Source organism: Promicromonospora sukumoe 327MFSha3.1 (assembly GCF_000385135.1).
GTDB lineage: Bacteria > Actinomycetota > Actinomycetes > Actinomycetales > Cellulomonadaceae > Promicromonospora > Promicromonospora sukumoe_B.
Genome location: NZ_ARQM01000011.1, coordinates 188,717 through 207,879 on the forward strand (window position 1 = coordinate 188,717; position 19,163 = coordinate 207,879).

A 19,163-nucleotide genomic window follows, 5' to 3' on the forward strand; every position below is an offset into this window, starting at 1 on the left:
CGACACCGCGCGGTGATCGCGGAACCGGCTTATGTTCGCAGTTGTGCCGATCCGTCAGATGCGCCTCGCGCCCGCCGCCACCGACGACGTGAGTGGTGCCCTCGCGGCTCTTCGCGCGGAGGTCGGCCTGCCCGCGATGTTCCCGCAGGACGTGCTCGAGGAGGCGCGCGCGGCGGTCGAGAACGGCTTCTCGACGGGCCGCGCCGACCGCCGCGACATCGAGTTCGTCACCATCGACCCGCCCGGTTCCAAGGACCTGGACCAGGCGGTGCACGTGGAGCAGTCCGGCGAGGGCTACGTGGTGCACTACGCCATCGCGGACGTCGGCGCGTTCGTGACGCCGGGCGGCGCCCTGGACGCGGAGGCGCACCGGCGCGGCATGACCGTCTACGGTCCCGACGCCCGCACCCCGCTGCACCCGAAGGTGCTGTCCGAGGGCGCGGCCAGCCTGCTGCCCGAGGAGGACCGCCCGGCCGTGCTGTGGACGGTCACCCTCGACGCGCGCGGCATCATCAAGGGCGCCGCGCTGGAGCGCGCCTTCGTGCGCAGCCGCGAACGGCTCACGTACGCCGAGGTGCAGTCGACGCTGGACGCGGGCACGGCGAGCGAGTCGCTGCAGCTCCTGGCCGACGTCGGCCGGCTGCGGCAGTCGCTGGAGCTGGCGCGTGGCGGGGTCTCGCTCTCCGTGCCGGAGCAAGAGGTGGAGCGGCGCGAGGACGGCACGTACACGCTGTCGTTCCGGCGCAACCTGCCGGTCGAGGACTGGAACGCCCAGATCTCGCTGCTCACCGGCATCGCGGCCGCCCACCTCATGCGCGACGCGGGCGTGGGCATCCTGCGCACCCTGCCAGAGGCCGACCCGCGCGACCTGGCCCGGCTGCACCGCACGGCCCGCGCGCTCGGCATCGACTGGCCGGACAGCATGCCCTACGCCAAGCTCGTCCCGACGCTCGTCTCGCGCATCCCCGAGCACGCCGCCTTCCTCAACGAGGCGACCACGCTGTTCCGCGGCGCCGGGTACGTCGCGTTCGGCATGCGAGGGCCCGACGGCGCCGCGGTGCCGCCGCCCGAGAACACCCGGCACGCCGCGATCGCCGCCGACTACGCGCACGTCACCGCACCGCTGCGCCGCCTGGTGGACCGGTACGCGACAGAGGTCTGCCTCGCGGTCTCCGCGGGCCGGCCCGTGCCCGAGTGGGTGCTGGCGGCGCTCCCCGGGCTCCCCGCCGTGATGGCCGAGACCGGCCGCCGGTCCTCCTCGTTCGAGCGCGAGTGCGTGAACATCGTCGAGGCCTCGCTCCTCGCCGACCGCCTGGGCGAGGAGTTCGACGCCGTGGTGGTCGACGTCGACCAGCCGGACAAGGAACTGCAGCGCGGCGAGGTGGTGCTGCGCGACCCGGCCGTCCGGGCGCGCGTGGTCGGCAAGGCGCTCCCGCTCGGCGACGAGGTGCGGGTCCAGCTCGCCGAGGCCGACGTCGCCGCGCGGCGGGTCACGTTCACGCTCGGCGGTCCGTTCGCAGGCCTCCCGGGTCCCGCGGCGAGCCGGTCGCGGGATGCGGGGAGCCGGTCGGGTGGTGGCGCGGGTGCCACGGGTGCCGGCACGGCCGGCGGCGCGGGTGCGAACCGGGCCGCTGGTACGAGCGGGGCGGCGGGAACAGGTGGCACGGGAACGCGTGGCTCGGGCTCGGGCTCGGGCGCCGCGGCCTCGGCCGGCGCCTTCGGCGCGACCGGCGGGACCGGTGCGGCCGGTGAACCCGCCCGCGGCCGCCGCGCGGCCGGGGTGGTCGACGCACCCAGCCGGTCCGGCCGGCGGGCAGCACGCCGAGCCGCCGCGGCGGCGGACGAGCTGACCGCGCAGCCTGTGGACAGGCCTGTGGACAGAGCTGTGGACGGAGCTGCCGGCAGCATGATCCCGGACGGCCCGGCGCCGTCGTACGGCGCGCCTGCCCCGTCGTACGCCGAACCGGCAGCGTCCTACTCCGGGCCGGCCCAGTCGTACGCCGAGCCGGCGCCGGCGCCGGAGACCCCCGCCCCGATGTTCCCACCGAGCGGGTCCGCGCCCCTGCCCACGCGCCGCGCGGCACAGGTGGCCTGGCGCGAGGGCGAGCCCGGCCCGCGCGCGGACCTCGACCACGACGCGCTCCTGCGGTCCGAGGCGCGCTTCCGGTCGGAGGTCCTCCTCGAGTCGGAGGCCGAGCGCAGCTACGAGCCGCAGTTCCTGCCGTCCGCCCAGCTCCGGCCCCGCGAGCAGCAGCAACGCTGGCCCGAACCGGTGGCGAGCCACGAGCCGTGGCAGGCCGCGGAAGCGGGCCCGGACACGTGGCAGCAGGCGCCCGGACCGGATGCCGATGCCTGGCGGCTCGGCCCGGAGCCGGTCCCGGGGTTCAGCCCGGACCCACGGCCCGGCCCGAGCCCGGAACCCAGCCCGAGCCCGCAGCCCAGCCCGGTTCCCCGGCCCATCCCACGGCCGCGCCCGCAGCCCGCGCCCCAGCAGCCGCAGCCGCCCGCGGCCCGGCCGCTGACGTCGGACGCCCCGCACGGCGCGCAGCCCGACGTCCCACGGCGCGCGTCCGCCGACGTCCCCCGCCGCGCACGCCGCGCGGAGTACCCGCCGATGAGCCGCCCGGTGCGTCCCCAGGTCCGGGACGAGATGCCGCTCTCGGAGCCCTGGCCGCGCCACGCCCCCGCCGGCCGGCCTCTGTCGCAGCCGGTGCCCACGGTGCGGACGGGTGCGCAGCCGCACGTCGTGCAGGTCGCCCGGTACCCGTCGGTGTCCTCGCAGGAGCTGCCGATGGTCGTGGCCGCGGACCTCCTCGCGGTCGAGGGCCGGGCACCCGACGGTTACCGGTACTGAGGCCCCGGTCCGCGATACTGGCTCCATGACCAGTGCTGTTCCAGGTACCACGCTGCGCGCGGGGGTCGCCGTCGTGCTCGGTGCCGCCCTCCTGACCGCCTGTACGCCGTCCGACGGGACACAGGAGCTGGAGTCGCTGTTCGACGAGGAGCAGCAGGCCGAGGACGTGCTTCCCGACGCGGTGCTCGACGAGGTCGTCGTGGACGGTGACACCACGCGCCGGCTCGGCGCGGACGACGGCGCCACGTTCTACGCGGCACGGGCGAACGAGGGTGCCTCCACCTGCCTGGTGCTGGTCGACGACGCCGCTGGGGAGGGCGTGTCGAGCTGCACCATGACGCCGAACCCGACGGGGACCGAGGTGTCGAACGGCACCAGCAAGGCCATGTTCGTGGTGCCCGGCACCGACTTCACGAGCCTCGAGCAGTCCGGCTGGACGCGGCTCGGCGACTTCCTGGCGGTGCGGTAGTGCCCCCGCGGCGCCGGACCGACCCGGTCTCCGGGCGCGCCGCCGTCGGCGTCTGGGCCCGGGGCGAGGCGGAGCGCAAGGACGTGACGACGGCCGTGCGGTTCACGCTGGAGGAGCTGGCCGAGGTCGCGCCCGGGAACTCCGTGGAGGTGCGCGTGCCGCCCGCGGGCGCGGTGCAGGCCGTGGCCGGGCCGCGGCACACGCGCGGCACCCCGCCGAACGTCGTCGAGACCGACCCGGAGACCTGGCTCGGCCTGGCCACGGGCACCCTGACCTGGGCGGACGTCGTCGCGGACGGGCGGGTGCGCGCCTCGGGCGACCGCTCCGACATCTCGCACCTGCTGCCGCTGACCGCCGGACGCCGGGCGGCGTCCGCGGCGGGTGCCGAGCCGGAGCCCCCGGCCGCCGGCGGGTGAACCCGCCGCCGTCGGCGTGTACCGCACCGTGGATGTCGGTGGCACCCGCTAGCCTCGGCGTCGATCTCGTGGCTCGGCCGCGGGCGGGTTCACCCGGCGCCGGGACCGCAGTTTTCCCGGCGGGTGTCCGTCCGTAACCGCCGGTTCACGATGCAGTGATTGGTTGGTGCCGCTCGTGCCGGACCGCCTGCGCAACTGACGCGCGCCCGGCCGCGGCGATGCCGCCGAGCAAGACGTCCACCAGCAGTGCACTCCACCCCGGCCTCGGTCGGCTATTGCAGAAGGAGTCAGCGTGAGACCCAGCACGCTCCGGTCCCCGAGTCAGCACCCCCGACCCCGTGGAACGACCGCGGTCGCGGTGGCCCTGTCCGCGGCGCTCACCGTGCCCGCGACGGCGGCCGTCGCCGCTCCCGCGGTCGCCGCGGACGGCCCGGACTCCGGGCACGTCGTCATCAGCGAGGCGTACCTCGTCGGCGGCAGCTCCGGCCAGCCGTACCGCAACAAGTTCGTGGAGCTCTACAACCCGACGGACGAGCCCGTCAGTGTCGACGGCTGGTCGGTCCAGTACAAGTCCGCGACGGGTGCGTCGTTCTCCGGGCTCACCGCCCTGAGCGGCACCATCGCCGCCGGCGGCCACTACCTGGTCCAGGGCGGGTCGAACGCGGCCAACGGCGAGGCGCTCCCCACGCCCGACGCCGTCGGCAGCCTCAACCCGAGCGGCACGGCCGGCGTGATCGCGCTCGCGTCGCAGGCCACCGCTGTCACGCCCGCCAAGGGCGCCGTGCCGGCCGAGGGCGCCGCAGGCGTCGTCGACCTGCTCGGCTACGGCACCGCCGACACCTTCGAGACCGCCCAGGGCCCGGCAGGCAAGGGCACCGGCGTCGTCGGCTCGCTGGAGCGCACGGGCGACGCGGGCGACAACTCCGCGGACTTCGTGTTCAGCGACGAGGTGACCCCGACCAACAGCGAGGGCGGGGAGCCCGAGCCGGAGCCGTCGGAGCCGACCGAGCCGGGCGACGTCATCCCGATCGCCGAGATCCAGGGCACCGGCGACACCAGCCCGCTCGTCGGCGACACGGTCACGACGCAGGGCGTCGTCACCGCCGTCTACCCGACGGGTGGCTTCAACGGCCTCTACCTGCAGACCGCCGGCACGGGCGGCGGCGAGGACCCGACGCCGGGCGCGTCGGACGCCGTCTTCGTGTTCTCCGCGGCGGCCGCCGCCGACCTCTCGGCGGGTGACCACGTGGAGGTCACCGGCACGGTCTCGGAGTTCAACGGCCTGACGGAGCTCACGCCGTCGGCGGGCGGCTGGACCGTCCTGGACGAGCCCGCGACCGTCGAGCCGACCGTCACCGCCTGGCCCGCCGACGAGGCCGGCCGCGAGGCGCTCGAGGGCATGCTGCTCGCGCCCGAGGGCGACTTCACGGTGACGGACAACTACGACACCAACTACTACGGCACGGTCGGGCTGGCGGCGGGCGACAGCCCGCTGGTGCAGCCCACCACGGCCGGGCGGCCCGGATCGGCGGAGTACGACGCGCAGGTCGCGGACAACGCGGCGCGCGCCGTGCTGCTCGACGACGGCTCGTCCACGAACTACAACTCGACCGCCAACAAGTCGAAGCCGCTGCCCTGGCTGACCGGCGGCGCGCCGCTGCGGGTGGGCGCGGCCGTCACGTTCACGCGTCCCGTCGTCCTGGACTACCGGTTCGACGCGTGGGGCTTCCAGCCGACGTCGCACCTGACGCCGGACGTCGCCGACGCCGTGCAGCCGGCCACGTTCGAGAACACGCGCGAGGACGCGCCCGCCGAGGTGGGCGGCGACCTGAAGGTCGCCACGTTCAACGTGCTGAACTACTTCACCACCACGGGCGACGAGCTCACGGGCTGCACCTACTACACCGACCGCGCCGGTGACCCCGTCACCGTCTCGGGCGGCTGCGACGCCCGCGGCGCCGCCGAGGAGGAGGACCTGCAGCGCCAGCAGACCAAGATCGTCGCGGCGATCTCGGCGCTGGACGCCGACGTGGTCGCCCTGCTGGAGATCGAGAACACGGCCTCGCTCGGTGGCGAGCGCGACCAGGCGCTGTCCGACCTGGTCGACGCCCTGAACGCGGCCGAGGGTGCCGGCACGTGGGCCTACGCGGCCTCCCCGGCCGAGGTGCCCGACGCCGAGGACGTCATCCGCAACGCCTTCATCTACCGGACCGCCACGGCGGAGCCGGTCGGCGACTCGACGATCCTGGTGGGCGACGAGGCGTTCGGCAACGCGCGCCAGCCGCTGGCCCAGACGTTCCAGCCCGCGGGCGGCGTCGCCGACGCCGGTGACGACGTCGTCGTGATCGCCAACCACTTCAAGTCGAAGGGTTCGGCCGGCCCGTGGCCGGGCGACGCGGACCAGGGCGACGGCCAGGGCGCCTCGAACGAGTCCCGCACGCGCCAGGCGACCTCGCTCGCGGCCTTCGCCGAGGAGCAGGCCACCGCGGCCGGCACCGACAAGGTGCTGCTGGTCGGCGACTTCAACGCCTACGAGCAGGAGGACCCGATCCAGGTCCTCACCGACGCCGGCTACACGGACCTCGGTCCCACCACCGGCGAGTACACCTACAACTTCGACGGCATGGTCGGCTCGCTCGACCACGTGCTCGCCTCCCCGGCGGCCGCCGAGGCCGTGTCCGGTGCGGACATCTGGAACATCAACGCGTACGAGCCGGTGGCGAACGAGTACAGCCGCTACAACTACAACGCGACGATCCTGTACGACGAGACGCCGTTCCGGTCGTCCGACCACGACCCCGTCCTGGTCGGCCTGGACCTGGGCGACACCACCACCGAGCCCGGCTCGGTGGACCTGGACCTCGTGGCCATCAACGACTTCCACGGCCGCATCGACAACAACACGGTGAACTTCGCGGGCACCGTGGAGGAGCTGCGGGCGCAGAACCCCGAGGGCACGGCGTTCGTCTCGGCGGGCGACAACATCGGCGCCTCGCTGTTCGCGTCCGCGCTGCAGCAGGACCAGCCCACGATCGACGTGCTGAACGCGCTCGGCCTGAAGACCTCGGCCGTGGGCAACCACGAGTTCGACCAGGGCATGTCCGACCTCACCGGCCGCGTCGCCGACGCCGCCGACTGGGACTACCTCGGGGCGAACGTCTACGACGAGGCCACGGGCGAGCCGGCCCTGCCGGAGTACCAGGTGGTCCCGGTGAACGGCGTCGACGTCGGCTTCGTCGGCGTGGTCACCGAGGAGACCCCCACGCTGGTCACGCCCTCGGGCATCGAGGGTCTCGAGTTCGGCGACCCGGTCGAGGCGCTCAACCGCGTCACCGACGAGCTGCTGGACGGCGACGCCGCCAACGGCGAGGCGGACGTGGTGGTCGCCCTCGCGCACGACGGCGCGAGCGCGGGCACGCCCGACGGCGCCACGCTGGAGGAGGAGATCGCCGCCGGCGGTCCGTTCGCCGACCTGGTGCAGCAGACCGACCCGCGCGTCGCGGCCATCTTCACGGGCCACACGCACAAGCAGTACGCGTGGGACGCCCCGGTGCCGGGTGCGGAGGGCGAGACCCGCCCGATCATCCAGACCGGCAACTACGGCGAGTTCCTGGGCCACGTCTCGCTCACCGTCGACACCGAGTCGTTCGACGTGACGAGCTACAAGGTCGAGAACGTCGCGCGGACCACGACTCCCGCGGCCGAGCTCATCGAGACCTACCCGGCGGTCGCCGAGGTCGACTCGATCGTGGACGCCGCGCTGGCCAAGGCCGAGGAGATCGGCGCCCAGCCGATCGGCGAGGTCACGGCCGACGTCACCACAGCGTTCTCGGGCGGCTCCTACACCGACGGCGGCTACGCCGGCGGCAACCGGGACGACCGCGCGTCGGAGTCGGCGCTCGGCAACCTCGTGGCCAACTCGCTGCGCGACTCGCTCGCCGCGGACGAGCGGGGCGGCGCCGACATCGGCATCGTCAACCCGGGCGGCCTGCGCAACGAGCTGTACTTCGGCGAGGACGGGATCATCACCTACGCCGAGGCCAACGCGGTGCTTCCGTTCGTCAACAACCTGTGGACGATCACGCTCACCGGCGCACAGCTCGACACGCTGCTCGAGGAGCAGTGGCAGACCGACGCCAACGGCAACCGCCCCTCGCGCCCGTACCTGGCGCTGGGCCTGTCGGACAACGTGTCGTACACGGTGACCACGGCCGACCCGAACGCGACGCCGGGCGACAACGTCTCCTCGATCACGATCGACGGCCAGCCTGTCGACCCCGCCGCGGAGTACCGCATCGCGACGTTCTCGTTCCTGATCTCGGGCGGGGACAACTTCCGGGCCTTCACCGAGGGCACGGACGGCCGCGACTCGGGCCTGGTGGACCGCGACGCCTGGATCACCTACCTGAAGGACTCGTCCCCGGTCACGCCGAGCTTCGCCCGCACCCGCACGGTCGCCGGGGCCCTGCCGGGCACGGTCGAGGCGGGCGCCTCGACGGACGTCAGCCTGTCGGGTCTCGACCTGACCTCGCTGGGCGCCCCGCAGAACGCCTCGGTCGAGACCTTCCTGGTCCCGACCGGCGGCGAGCCCGCGGACGGCGTCTCGCTCGGCACCAGCCCGGTGACGAACGGCGCGACGTCGGCCACCGTCACGGTCCCGGCCGGTACCGCGGCCGGCGCGTACCAGCTCGTGGTGACGGCGACGCCGTCGGGCACCACCGCCCGGCTGCCGATCACCGTCGAGGCCACGACCCCCGAGGAGCCGCAGGCTCCGGCGTGGGTGCCGTGGAAGCTCTACTGGTGGGGCGACCAGGTGTCCTACAAGGGCAAGGTCTACGAGGCGACCCGGCCGACGATCCTCCAGATCCCGGGCTTCAAGAAGCACGGCCCCTGGAAGCTGATCGGCTGACCTCCTCGCCGAGGTAGAACCGCAGCGAGGTAGAACCGCAGCGCATCTCCCGCGGGTGCGCTGCGGTTCTGCTTCGCCGGGCTCCTGCCGCGCCGGGTTCCGTCCCGGTGCCGGGCGGCGCGTACCCTGGTCGGGTGAGTGAAACCCAGGCACCGCGCGAGTCCTCCGACGACGTGGAGGTGCGTGACGTCGTCGACCCGGCGACCGTGCGCCGTGCCCCGCGGTACAAGGCGTTCTTCCTGACCGGTGCGCTGGTCGGGGTCGTCCTCGGCCTCGCGCTGTCGTTCTACCTGGTCAGCACGCCCTCGGGCACGGCGCTGATGAAGCCCGGCGTGTACGTCACGGTGCTGACCGCCTTCGTCACGACCGTGACCACGCTGCTGGCCGGCCTGTTCGCGGTGATCGCGGACCGCCGGAGCCTGCGCGGGCGCTGACACAGAGGTCACAGAGCCGGCTGGCAACTTCGTTCCGGCCGCGTGGGATACTCGGATCATGCCTCTGCGCGGAGATGGCCGACTCAACCACGACCTCATGCCCGGCGAGAAGGGCCCCCAGGACGCATGTGGCGTCTTCGGGGTCTGGGCACCCGGCGAGGAGGTCGCCAAGCTCGCGTACTTCGGTCTGTACGCCCTGCAGCACCGCGGACAGGAGTCCGCGGGCATCGCCACCAGCAACGGTGAGCAGATCCTCGTCTACAAGGACATGGGACTCGTCTCCCAGGTCTTCGACGAGACCGCCCTCAACGCCCTGACCGGACACATCGCCGTCGGGCACTGCCGGTACTCCACCACCGGCGGGGTCACCTGGGAGAACGCCCAGCCGACGCTCGGCGCCACGGCGTCCGGCACGGTGGCCCTGGGCCACAACGGCAACCTGACCAACTCGGCCGAGCTCGTCAACCTCGTCGCGGAGCGCTACGGCGCGCAGCGCAGGGGCGAGCTCGCCCGCGGCAACACCACCGACACGGCCCTGATCACCGCGCTCTTCGCGGGCGACGCCGACCACACGCTGGAGGCCACGGCCCTCGAGGTGCTGCCGCGCCTCCGTGGCGCGTTCTCCCTGGTGTTCATGGACGAGAGCACGCTGTACGCGGCGCGCGACCCGCAGGGCGTGCGCCCGCTCGTGCTCGGCCGCCTCGACCGCGGCTGGGTGGTCGCCAGCGAGACCCCGGCCCTCGACATCGTCGGCGCCTCCTACGTGCGCGACGTCGAGCCCGGCGAGCTCATCTGCATCGACGCCGACGGCATGCGCTCGGTGCGGTTCGCCGAGCCCGAGCGGGCCGGCTGCGTCTTCGAGTACGTGTACCTGGCCCGGCCCGACAACACGATCAACGGGCGCTCCGTGCACGCCGCGCGCGTCGAGATGGGCCGCACCCTGGCGCGCGAGCACCCCGTCGACGCCGACCTCGTGATCCCGACGCCGGAGTCCGGCACCCCGGCCGCCGTCGGCTACGCCGCCGAGTCGGGCATCCCGTTCGGCCAGGGCCTCACCAAGAACGCCTACGTGGGCCGCACGTTCATCCAGCCGTCCGACACGCTGCGGCAGCTCGGCATCCGCCTGAAGCTCAACCCGCTGCGCGAGGTCATCAAGGGCAAGCGCCTGGTGGTCGTGGACGACTCGATCGTGCGCGGCAACACCCAGCGCGCGCTGATCCGGATGCTGCGGGAGGCAGGCGCGGCCGAGGTGCACGTGCGCATCTCGTCGCCGCCGGTCAAGTGGCCCTGCTTCTACGGCATCGACTTCGCGTCGCGGGCCGAGCTCATCGCGAACGGCCTGGGGGTCGAGGAGATCGGCCAGTCGCTCGGCGCCGACAGCCTCGGCTACATCAGCACCGAGGGCATGATCGCCGCGACCGAGCAGCCCAGCTCGCAGCTGTGCGCCGCCTGCTTCACGGGCAAGTACCCGATCGAGCTGCCCCCGGACGACCAGCTGGGCAAGCACCTGCTGGAGCAGGCGGAGCTGCCGCTCGGCCAGCCCGAGGACGGGCTCACGAAGCTCACCGTGAGCACCGGCGGCTCGACCGCGCTCGACCACCCGTGATCCCCACGTACACCACCCGAACGACGCAGGAGCACCAGTGACTTCCGAAGGCCTGACGTACGCCGCCGCAGGCGTGGACACCGAGGCGGGCGACAAGGCCGTCGAGCTCATGAAGGACGCCGTGCGGCGCACGCAGGGCCCCGCTGTGCTCGGCGGCGTGGGCGGCTTCGCCGGCCTCTACGACCTGTCGGCGTTCAAGGGCTACCGCGCGCCGCTGCTCGCCACGTCGACGGACGGCGTCGGCACCAAGGTCGCGATCGCGCAGGCCATGGACAAGCACGACACCATCGGGTTCGACCTGGTGGGCATGGTCGTGGACGACATCGTGGTGATGGGCGCCAAGCCGCTCTTCATGACCGACTACATCGCCACCGGCAAGGTGGTCCCGGAGCGCATCGCGGACATCGTGCGCGGCATCGCGCAGGCCTGCGAGGTGGCGGACACCGCCCTGGTGGGCGGCGAGACGGCGGAGCACCCGGGCCTCCTGGACCCCGACGAGTACGACGTCGCCGGCGCCGCGACGGGCATCGTGGAGGCCGACAAGGTGCTGGGCCCGGACCGGGTCCAGCCCGGCGACGTCCTCATCGCCATGGCGTCCAGCGGCCTGCACTCCAACGGGTACTCCCTGGTGCGCGCCGTGATCAAGCAGGCCGGCTGGGCGCTGGACCGGCACGTGGACGAGCTCGGGCGGACCCTCGGCGAGGAGCTGCTGGAGCCCACGCGCGTCTACGCCTCGGACTGCCTGGCGCTGGCCGCGGACGAGGCGGCGCAGGTCCACGCCTTCACCCATGTCACGGGTGGCGGGCTCGCGGCCAACCTGGCGCGCGTGCTCCCCACGGGTCTCGTGGCCACGGTCGACCGTGCGTCCTGGGACGTCCCGGCCGTGTTCCAGCTGGTGCGGAGCCTCGGCGGCGTGCCGCGGGGCGACCTGGAGAACACGCTGAACCTGGGCGTCGGCATGGTCGCCGTGGTCGGCGCAGAGGGTGCCGACGCCGCGCTGGCGCGACTGTCCGCACTCGGCGTGCCGGCATGGACGCTGGGCAGCGTGGAGACCTTGGACGCCTCGACGGCACAGGAAGACCTGGTCGCGGGGACGAAGGGCGTGTCCGGCGGCGCGGTCAGGCTCGTGAACGACTACCGCCCCTGAGGCGGTGGCTGGGCCTGACCGAGGAGCGGACGCGGGGCCGGCGCGAAGGCGCCGGCACCCTCAGCGCTTGTTGTCGTCCTGCTCTGCCCAGTCGGAGTACCTGTTGTCGTACTCCTCGTCCTCCGAGGATTCCCATCGCGACTGCGTCGCAACATCTGTATGGGAGGCTCCGCTGAGCTCCTGCTCGAGGGCGTGATAATTGGTGTCCGGGCTGTAGTACTTCAGCTCGCGAGCAACCTTGGTCTGCTTAGCCTTCTGACGGCCGCGGCCCATGGCTCCGACCCCCCTCAACGTAGGAGCGGGGCGGCACCGTGCATGGACGTGCGGCCCCGTAGCGTTTCGTCTGTCCAGGTTCCAACGTTACATGCTGGTACAGCGTTTCTTCCAGTCCGTGGACGTGATTCGTCCCATCCGCCGCTGTGACATTCCAGTCGTCCGGCCGGGCGCGGCGACCCGTTTGCGCCGAGTGTCTGACCATGTCTTGACTTATCCTTGATGTCGAGCAGGCTGGCGTGGTGGCCGGACGGCGTGCGGGGTGCCCTGGCCCGGACGGGCCGCCCCGAGTTTGCCGGCGGCCAATTCCACGCTTTGCCGACTCCTGGCGGGCGGGTGATCGCTGCTCCGGCAAGGCCTCGCGGTGATCACCAGGCTGTGCAGAGGTGTGGACCGAAAGGTGGTGTCCGTGTGTCGCACGTGTCCGAGACTCGCCCGAAACGGGCGCGCGTGGCGAGTGGCGGAGAAAGTGAGGGAATAAACCCCGTCCCCAAGTCGCCTAAATCCCGTTTGCTGCTAACAATGGTGCAAGAGCGGGTGTCGTCAACCGCCTGGTACGGCCAGGCCGACACCGTTCCGGAGGAGGTGCGGGGATGTCCATCCACGGAGAATCCGAGGTCCTGCTCACGCCTGCCGAGGTAGCGAGCTTGTTCCGTGTTGACCCCAAGACAGTAACGCGTTGGGCAAAAGCGGGAAAGCTCTCGTCGATCCGGACACTTGGCGGTCACCGCCGCTACAAGGAGTCCGAGGTTCGAGCGCTGCTCGGTGCGGCAGCGGACAGCTCGGGCGACACCGACAACTAGTCGGACGTCGTTGACGGATTGGTCGGCAAGTAGGACGAAGGCGCGCCGGGTGCTGCCCCCCAGCTCAGCCCCGCGCGCGCCTGAGCACAGCGGTTACGACCACAGCGGTGCCGATGGCCACGAGCCCGATGGCGGCACCGATCACAACCTTGGCGTTGCGGGCCCGGCGCGGATCTGGCGCCGGGCCGTTCTTGTGCCCGAACGCGCCGGTGGCCATCGCCCCGGCGTCGCTCGCGGCCTGCTTGGCCTCCTTGGCGATGCGTGAGGCCTGGTAACCCGGGCTGAGCCGGGTGGTGAGCTCGTCGATGGTGGCGGCGAGGTCCGCGCGGGTGCGGAGCACCTCGGCCTCGAGCTCGCTGCTGCTGGGCTGCGGTGTCTCGGTGCTCATCGCTGCATCCCTTCCTTGATCGACGTGATGTCGTCCTTGACCCGCTGCACGCTCTCGGGCGGGGTGGTGGCCTTCTTCAGGAGCTGGGCGCCGACGAGCGCCAGGACGGCCACCACGAGCACCATGAAGCCGCCGATGGCGAGTGCCGACAACCAGAGGGGCCAGACCGTCCCCAGGCCGTACACGGCCGCCAGGAGCAGCACGCCGACGGCATAGGCGAAGATCAGGAGCGCCACGACGAGCAGCCCGACACCGATGCCGGACTTCTTGGCCTTCTCGGCCAGCTCGGCCTTGGCGAGCGCGATCTCGGCGCGGACGAGCCGGGAGGCCTGCTCGGAGACCTGCTCGACCAGCTTGCCCAGCGAGGCCGGCCTGTCGGGTCCTTGAGCGCCTGCGGGAGTGCTTCCTGCCGGTCCTGTCTGGTCGTCGAACTTCACGTCGTCGATCATCTGCCCCTCCCGTGCCGCCGGTTTCGGCCTGCGCCGCTGAAGACAACTCAACAGGCCAAGAGCTCATGGGGCAATTCCTGGCGCGGCGTGGCTTCCAGGAAAAGGCATGAAGAGGATCACGCGGCAATGAAAAATTGGTGGAAGGAATTACCTCGGAGGCGGCTGGGCGTGGTGTTCGCGACGGCTGGGTAGCGGCGTCGGAAGTTGCCTCGCCAGGGAAGGTTTCCGGCCGGATCTGCCTGAGGCTGGAAACGCGCACGCGGCCTCGGCCCGGAAATGCCGACGGGTCGTACTACCGACGACGTTCGGACCATCTCGATCGCCGGATCCTGCGGTCCGGCTGGAGGTCGATTGCGGGCGTGGGGGTTCAAGTCCCCCGGACGCTCGTCGAGACGGCACCAGCGGGGCGCCCGAACCTCGAGATCGGCCCAGGGCGTCAGAGGCCCGCCGTGATGGCGCTCGCGCTCACGAACCAGATCACGTAGGCGGCAGTAGACACGGCGATCATCACTCCGCTCTTCGCGCCCGTCGACAGCCTGCTCCCGGCGATCCTGAGGTTGGCGATGATCGCGATCACCGCGACCAGCGCACCCACGAGCCCACCGAACGGGCCGAGGAAGATCGGCAGCATGGCGATGACGCGGACGAATACGGGAGGCGGCTCGACAGCGGCATACGTTTCACCGTTCACCTCGACGGGCGGCGCCGACACGAACATGGTGGTGCGCCCGAGCGTCGCAATCACGGGGAGGCCGTCCGCACCCTCCAGGATGAAGGCCCGCTTGCCGGCGCTCGGCGCCTTGCTGCCGTCGACGGTCAGGTAGCTGCGCCCCCACCACATGTCGGGGACGAGCTCGACGCGCCCGGTCGTGCCGGGGATGTCGAGGGGGTGGGAAGCCATGGCCTGGAAACTACCAGTTCCACTGTTTCGACCAACCGGGCGCGGTGTCGCGCGCTTGTGCAGCGGAACCCGCAGGATCCGAGCAAAGAAGAACCCCCGGGACCTCAGAGGTTCCGGGGGTTTTCGCTGTGGCTCCGACCGGCGTCGATCCGGTGACCTTTCGATTTTCAGTCGAACGCTCTACCAACTGAGCTACAGAGCCCTAGCGCGAACGCCCGGATAGTCGAGACCGACAATCCGGGCGCCTCTCGCGCGACCCTGACGGGACTTGAACCCGCGACCTCCGCCGTGACAGGGCGGCGCGCTAACCAACTGCGCTACAGGGCCATGGTCGCTACCCGCGACCGGGGGGCTCGTTCCGAACCGTGAGTACCCTAACCCACCCTGGGCCAGAACCTGAAATCAGATCCGGACCTTGCTGGGATGACCTGCCTCACAGCGGTCGAAACCTGGCTCGAGCGAGCCCCTTCGTACCCCCAACGGGATTCGAACCCGTGCTACCGCCGTGAAAGGGCGGGGTCCTAGGCCGCTAGACGATGGGGGCCAAGACCGGGCAAGTCTACAGGCGCTCGACCCCCTTCCCGCACGTCGAGGCCGAGTCCTGGACGTGTCGCCGGTCGGGGATGATGGGTGCGTGGTGGAGATGACGCGGGAGGACTTCGAGACGGCCGTCAGCGAGGGGCTGGACCTCGTCCCGCCCGACCTCGCGGCGCAGATGGACAACGTGGTGGTGCTCGTCGAGGACGACGCGCCCGCGGACGATCCCGAGCTGCTGGGCCTCTACGAGGGGGTTCCGCTCACGGAGCGTGACCACATGTGGGCCGCCGGCGCCCTGCCCGACCGCATCACGATCTTCCGGAACCCCACCCTCGCGATCTGCGAGACGCGCGAGGACGTCGTGGAGGAGGTGGCCGTCACCGTGGTGCACGAGATCGCCCACCACTTCGGGATCGACGACGCGCGGCTGCACGAGCTCGGCTGGGACTGAGCGCCCGGAACCGATCGTCCTGGGACTGATCGTCCAGGAACCGAACGTCCCGGAACCGACGAGCCCCGGGTCACGAAGCGAGGCTTCGTGACCCGGGGCTCGTGGTCGGGCTTCCCGGCGCGGGACCGGGGCGCCGCGTGCGGCTCAGTACTTCGTGCCGTACTCCCAGTGCCAGGCCTCCGGCTTGCTGCCGCCGGCCTGTGCCCAGCCCGGGTGCTTCCAGCCGAACTTCCCGGCGTTGGCCTGCATCCAGCGGAACTCGGCGCTGCCGAACGACTGGATGCCGCCGGACAGGTCCACCGCCTGGCCCAGGCCGTGGTTCGACGTGCCGGGCACCGCGGCGAGGGCGCCGCGGGAGGCCGCGACCGCCACCTGCTCCCCGTAGGAGCGGTAGCCGTCCGTCAGCTTCAGGTTCCGGCCGAACTTGCCGTGGAACGCCTGGTTGAGGTCCTCGAGCGCTACCGCGGCGTCGCACCGCAGCTGCTCGCCCTTGGCGAAGCTGAGTCCGCAGAGCACGCTCGACGGGATCTGACCGTTGCCGTAGTTCTTCGCGGCCTTGGCCATCTGCTTGGCACGCGCCGCGGCCTTCTCCCGGGCCTCCTCGGCCTTGCGCTCGGCCCGGCGCTCGGCGCGGGCCTCGCGCCGCTCCTCGGCGGCCTTCTTCGCGGCGGCGATCTCCTCGGGCGTGGGGCCCGGCTTGACCGACACGACGGCGTCGCCGTCGGTCTTGGTGATGAGCCGCTGGAGCGACGTCGTCACCTTCTCGATCCGGTCGGCCGACGGCGCTGCCGCCGCGCTCTCCGCGGCTGCCTTGGTGTCCTCGGCGTCGGCGGACTTCCACGCCTGCTCCGACGCTTGCTCCGACTCCTGCGCCGCCGCGGTGCTCACGACCGAGTCGGCGAGCGGGGTGGCGAGGATCGGCAGGCTCTCGGTCTGCTGCCCGCCGAGCGGGGTGACGTTCGTGGCCGCGACGGCCAGGTTCGTCGGATCGGTGGCGTCCGCCGCGGTGTCGCGGGCGGCGTCATCGGTGGTGGCGCTCCCGGCCGACGTCGAGGCGTCGGCCGCGCGGTCGGCGAGCGACGTGCGCTCCGTGCTCCGGGATGCGGCGGTGTTCTGCCGCAGCCCCGTGGCGGTGACGGCGGCGTCGCGGGCCACGCTGACCATGTCCCTGAGCTCTCTGGTGGCTGCCCGGAGCTTCCGGCGCTCCTTGGAGTTGAGGTCGCCCTCGCGGGTCACGTAGTCGGCGTCGGTCAGGACGGCGTCCGCCTTCTCGGAGGCGGACCGCACCTCGGGGTCCGTGACGACCGCGCTGGTGATGGCGACGGGCTGGGTGGTCGGCTGGGCGACCTTCTCGGCGGCCGACGCCACGGCGTCGCTGTTGTCACCGGTGAAGCTGACTGCGGCCGTGGTGGTCAGGGCCACCGTGGTGAGTGCCGCCGCGACCGCGAAGGACGAGCGGCGCACCATCCGGCTGGATCGTGCGGTGTGCCCCGCGGCCGGGACGGCAGCGTGAGCACCCTGTGCGCCCGGGCGCCGCGTGCGGCGGGGGACGAGGGCGTGGTCTCCGTGCCTCAAGGGCGCTCCATGGGCTCGGGGACAGGGGCAAGGCACGCGGTGTGCACGACGGGGTTCGGCGTCTGGGGCACGCGGGCTTCCGTTCTGCGGCTGGGCACGGGCGACACCGTGAGGGGAGTTCCCCTCTGGGGGACGGTGAAGAATGCTCCGGCTGCTGTCTGGCCACGGCGCGCGCCAGGGCACGGGTCATGGCAGTTGCCGCGAAGAACTCGGCTCGAAGGCCCAGGGGGTGAGTTCTTCGCGGCAACGTTTAATGTTGAACGACCGTCCACGAGTTGCGGAACCCCCCGACCGGAGGTATGGCTCACAAAAACCGCGCAGGGACGGTGGCCGAGCCGTGAAGGCGGGACAACCTGGGGTGTGTGCGCTCACATTGATGGGTCCGAGGCCATGTATGAGACTTCGGGCATGGCCCATCACGATCAGGCCGCGAACGGATCCGTGCCCACCCCTGCCGGACAACCCGTGACCGTGTCCATCCACCGCATCGTCCACCCCGAGCACGTCCCCGAGGTCACCCGCTGGGTGCAGTCGGGCGTCAACCTCGCCAACCGCTGGGACGGGTTCCTCGGCTCGGGCTGGATCCGCGCCGCCGAGGGATCCCGCGACTGGCACATGCTCTACCGGTTCGCCGACGCCGAGCGGCTCGCCGCCTGGGAGCAGTCGGCCGAGCGGCGGGACTGGCTCGCGCAGGGCACCGGCCTCGTCGAGGAGCTGCGCTACCAGCAGCGCACGGGCATCGAGGGCTGGTTCGAGGACCCCACGCGGGTGGACGAGCCGGCCGACGTCGCCGCCGTCGTCGTGCCGCCGCGGTGGAAGCAGGCCACCAGCATCTGGCTCGGGTTCTTCCCGGTGAACCTGTTGTTCACCGCCCTGTTCACCTACCTGGTGCCCGGCTGGGGCGACGTGCCCCTGGTGCTCAAGGTGCTGGTCTCGACGCTGATCCTGACGCCGATCATGGCGTACTGGGTGCTGCCCTGGGTGACCCGCCGCCTGCACGGCTGGTTGCACCGCGCCTGACGGCTACGCCCGGCCGACGGCCAGTCGTCGTGCCGGGGCGGGTCGCCGTCCGCGCAGGCGGATGCCGCCCCGGCCCGGCACGGGCAGGGCAGCGGCCTGGCCGGTGCGGCCCGCGAGCCACCCCGTCAGCCGCTCGGGCCGGTCGGTGATGATGCCGTCCACGCCGACGCCGGAGTCCGCGGTCACGAGCGTGGTCCACGCCTCCGGGTCGTTCGCCGTCCACGACATGACGCGCAGGCCCGCGGCGTGCAGGCGGGACACCAGGCGCGGGCTGCCCGCGATCGTGGCCACCGACGGGTTGCAGGCGACCACGCCGAGACGTTCGCACAGGCGCAGCAGCCCGGGCGGGTCGAACGACACGAGCAGGCCGCCCGGCAGGTGGGGTGCGACGTCGCGCACCGTGGCCACCGTGCCCGGCCAGAAGCTCTGCACCAGGACCCGGCCGTCGAAGCCGGCGGTGTCGATGGTCGCCACCACCCGCTCGACCTGCTCGGCGTCCCATGCGCCCTTCAGCTCCAGCAGCAGGTCCGTGCCGGGGTGCCGGGCCAGCACGGTGAGCACCTCGTCGAGCGTGGGGACGCGCTGCCCCGAGAAGGCCGGCGAGAAGTGCGCTCCGGCGTCGAGCCCGAGCACCTCCTGCGCGGTGAGGGCGGAGACCTTGCCGGTCCCGTCCGTGGTGGCGTCGACGGTCTCGTCGTGGATCACCGCGCCCACGCCGTCGGCGGTGGGCTGAAGATCGATCTCGACGTAGTCCACGCCCGCGTGGCAGGCGGCCTCGATGGCGGCGAGGGTGTTCTGCGGTGCCACCGCGGAGTACCCACGGTGGGCGACGACTGCGGGACGAGCGGCCATGCTGACCTCCGGATCTGCGGCTCTGCTCGCCACGTTAGCCGCTCACGGGGGCCTTCCCGGCGCCCCGGTGCGAATTCGA

16 protein-coding genes and 3 tRNA genes are annotated in these 19,163 nt (G+C 72.3%); 10 read left to right on the forward strand and 9 right to left on the reverse strand.

Going from position 1 to position 19,163, the window contains the following annotated elements:
* The first annotated feature begins 43 nt into the window (after window positions 1-43).
* From H291_RS34880 to purM, 7 genes are all read left to right on the forward strand, one after another.
* Complete coding sequence (locus H291_RS34880) at window positions 44-2,854, forward strand: RNB domain-containing ribonuclease (protein WP_084468142.1); 2,811 nt, start codon at window positions 44-46, stop codon at window positions 2,852-2,854.
* Window positions 2,855-2,879: 25 nt separating this feature from the next.
* Entirely contained in the window at window positions 2,880-3,323 is a 444-nt protein-coding gene (locus H291_RS0114610) for a hypothetical protein (protein ID WP_157237054.1), read from the forward strand.
* Window positions 3,323-3,739 (forward strand): sterol carrier family protein, encoded by a 417-nt coding sequence (locus H291_RS0114615; protein ID WP_020015753.1) that lies wholly within the window; start codon window positions 3,323-3,325, stop codon window positions 3,737-3,739. The genes H291_RS0114610 and H291_RS0114615 overlap by 1 nt, the downstream gene beginning before the upstream one ends.
* 358 nt (window positions 3,740-4,097) lie before the next feature.
* Window positions 4,098-8,648, forward strand: a complete 4,551-nt coding sequence (locus H291_RS30215; protein WP_020015754.1) for an ExeM/NucH family extracellular endonuclease — start codon at window positions 4,098-4,100, stop codon at window positions 8,646-8,648.
* A gap of 134 nt (window positions 8,649-8,782) precedes the next feature.
* The gene (locus H291_RS32625) at window positions 8,783-9,082 is read left to right on the forward strand and encodes a hypothetical protein (protein WP_157237056.1); all 300 of its coding nucleotides are present in this window, start codon (window positions 8,783-8,785) and stop codon (window positions 9,080-9,082) included.
* A gap of 58 nt (window positions 9,083-9,140) precedes the next feature.
* On the forward strand, window positions 9,141-10,688 hold the full coding sequence (gene purF, locus H291_RS0114630; protein ID WP_026365759.1) for an amidophosphoribosyltransferase: 1,548 nt from the start codon (window positions 9,141-9,143) through the stop codon (window positions 10,686-10,688).
* A gap of 37 nt (window positions 10,689-10,725) precedes the next feature.
* Entirely contained in the window at window positions 10,726-11,835 is a 1,110-nt protein-coding gene (gene purM, locus H291_RS0114635) for a phosphoribosylformylglycinamidine cyclo-ligase (protein WP_020015757.1), read from the forward strand.
* A gap of 60 nt (window positions 11,836-11,895) precedes the next feature.
* Here purM and H291_RS0114640 read toward each other — a convergent pair whose 3' ends face one another.
* Window positions 11,896-12,108: a DUF3073 domain-containing protein gene (locus H291_RS0114640; protein ID WP_020015758.1), complete on the reverse strand. Its 213-nt coding sequence runs from the start codon at window positions 12,106-12,108 to the stop codon at window positions 11,896-11,898.
* Window positions 12,109-12,701: 593 nt separating this feature from the next.
* Here H291_RS0114640 and H291_RS33390 point away from each other — a divergent pair.
* Window positions 12,702-12,911, forward strand: coding sequence for a BldC family transcriptional regulator (locus H291_RS33390; protein WP_026365760.1), 210 nt, complete (start codon window positions 12,702-12,704; stop codon window positions 12,909-12,911).
* Between the two features lie 64 nt (window positions 12,912-12,975).
* Here the strand turns inward: H291_RS33390 and H291_RS0114650 are convergent, their stop codons facing one another.
* From H291_RS0114650 to H291_RS0114675, 6 genes are all read right to left on the reverse strand, one after another.
* The gene (locus H291_RS0114650) at window positions 12,976-13,299 is read right to left on the reverse strand and encodes a DUF3618 domain-containing protein (protein ID WP_020015759.1); all 324 of its coding nucleotides are present in this window, start codon (window positions 13,297-13,299) and stop codon (window positions 12,976-12,978) included.
* A complete protein-coding gene (locus H291_RS0114655; protein ID WP_020015760.1) occupies window positions 13,296-13,748 on the reverse strand; it encodes a phage holin family protein in 453 nt (150 codons plus the stop codon). The genes H291_RS0114650 and H291_RS0114655 overlap by 4 nt, the downstream gene beginning before the upstream one ends.
* Before the next feature lie 436 nt (window positions 13,749-14,184).
* On the reverse strand, window positions 14,185-14,649 hold the full coding sequence (locus H291_RS32630) for a hypothetical protein (RefSeq protein WP_020015761.1): 465 nt from the start codon (window positions 14,647-14,649) through the stop codon (window positions 14,185-14,187).
* Between the two features lie 129 nt (window positions 14,650-14,778).
* A tRNA-Phe gene (locus H291_RS0114665) sits at window positions 14,779-14,851 on the reverse strand.
* 51 nt (window positions 14,852-14,902) lie between these two features.
* Window positions 14,903-14,976 (reverse strand) — tRNA-Asp (locus H291_RS0114670).
* Window positions 14,977-15,120: 144 nt separating this feature from the next.
* Window positions 15,121-15,193: transfer RNA gene (locus H291_RS0114675), tRNA-Glu, on the reverse strand.
* Between the two features lie 99 nt (window positions 15,194-15,292).
* Here H291_RS0114675 and H291_RS0114680 point away from each other — a divergent pair.
* Window positions 15,293-15,637 (forward strand): metallopeptidase family protein, encoded by a 345-nt coding sequence (locus H291_RS0114680; protein ID WP_084468234.1) that lies wholly within the window; start codon window positions 15,293-15,295, stop codon window positions 15,635-15,637.
* Window positions 15,638-15,781: 144 nt separating this feature from the next.
* Here H291_RS0114680 and H291_RS32635 read toward each other — a convergent pair whose 3' ends face one another.
* The gene (locus tag H291_RS32635) at window positions 15,782-17,104 is read right to left on the reverse strand and encodes a M15 family metallopeptidase (RefSeq protein ID WP_020015763.1); all 1,323 of its coding nucleotides are present in this window, start codon (window positions 17,102-17,104) and stop codon (window positions 15,782-15,784) included.
* Window positions 17,105-17,620: 516 nt separating this feature from the next.
* Here H291_RS32635 and H291_RS0114690 point away from each other — a divergent pair.
* Window positions 17,621-18,232, forward strand: a complete 612-nt coding sequence (locus tag H291_RS0114690; RefSeq protein WP_051109496.1) for an antibiotic biosynthesis monooxygenase — start codon at window positions 17,621-17,623, stop codon at window positions 18,230-18,232.
* Between the two features lie 3 nt (window positions 18,233-18,235).
* Here H291_RS0114690 and H291_RS0114695 read toward each other — a convergent pair whose 3' ends face one another.
* A complete protein-coding gene (locus H291_RS0114695) occupies window positions 18,236-19,084 on the reverse strand; it encodes a glycerophosphodiester phosphodiesterase (protein WP_051109497.1) in 849 nt (282 codons plus the stop codon).
* Window positions 19,085-19,163: the final 79 nt, after the last annotated feature.

Coding starts and splice junctions, on each gene's coding strand:
- H291_RS33390 (WP_026365760.1), top strand. CDS start 12,702: ATGTCCATCCACGGAGAATCCGAGGTCCTGCTCACGCCTGCCGAGGTA.
- H291_RS32635 (WP_020015763.1), bottom strand. CDS start 17,104: ATGGTGCGCCGCTCGTCCTTCGCGGTCGCGGCGGCACTCACCACGGTG.
- H291_RS0114695 (WP_051109497.1), bottom strand. CDS start 19,084: ATGGCCGCTCGTCCCGCAGTCGTCGCCCACCGTGGGTACTCCGCGGTG.
- H291_RS0114655 (WP_020015760.1), bottom strand. CDS start 13,748: ATGATCGACGACGTGAAGTTCGACGACCAGACAGGACCGGCAGGAAGC.
- purF (WP_026365759.1), top strand. CDS start 9,141: ATGCCTCTGCGCGGAGATGGCCGACTCAACCACGACCTCATGCCCGGC.
- H291_RS0114610 (WP_157237054.1), top strand. CDS start 2,880: ATGACCAGTGCTGTTCCAGGTACCACGCTGCGCGCGGGGGTCGCCGTC.
- H291_RS0114690 (WP_051109496.1), top strand. CDS start 17,621: ATGGCCCATCACGATCAGGCCGCGAACGGATCCGTGCCCACCCCTGCC.
- H291_RS0114640 (WP_020015758.1), bottom strand. CDS start 12,108: ATGGGCCGCGGCCGTCAGAAGGCTAAGCAGACCAAGGTTGCTCGCGAG.
- H291_RS0114680 (WP_084468234.1), top strand. CDS start 15,293: ATGACGCGGGAGGACTTCGAGACGGCCGTCAGCGAGGGGCTGGACCTC.
- H291_RS32630 (WP_020015761.1), bottom strand. CDS start 14,649: ATGGCTTCCCACCCCCTCGACATCCCCGGCACGACCGGGCGCGTCGAG.
- H291_RS0114650 (WP_020015759.1), bottom strand. CDS start 13,299: ATGAGCACCGAGACACCGCAGCCCAGCAGCAGCGAGCTCGAGGCCGAG.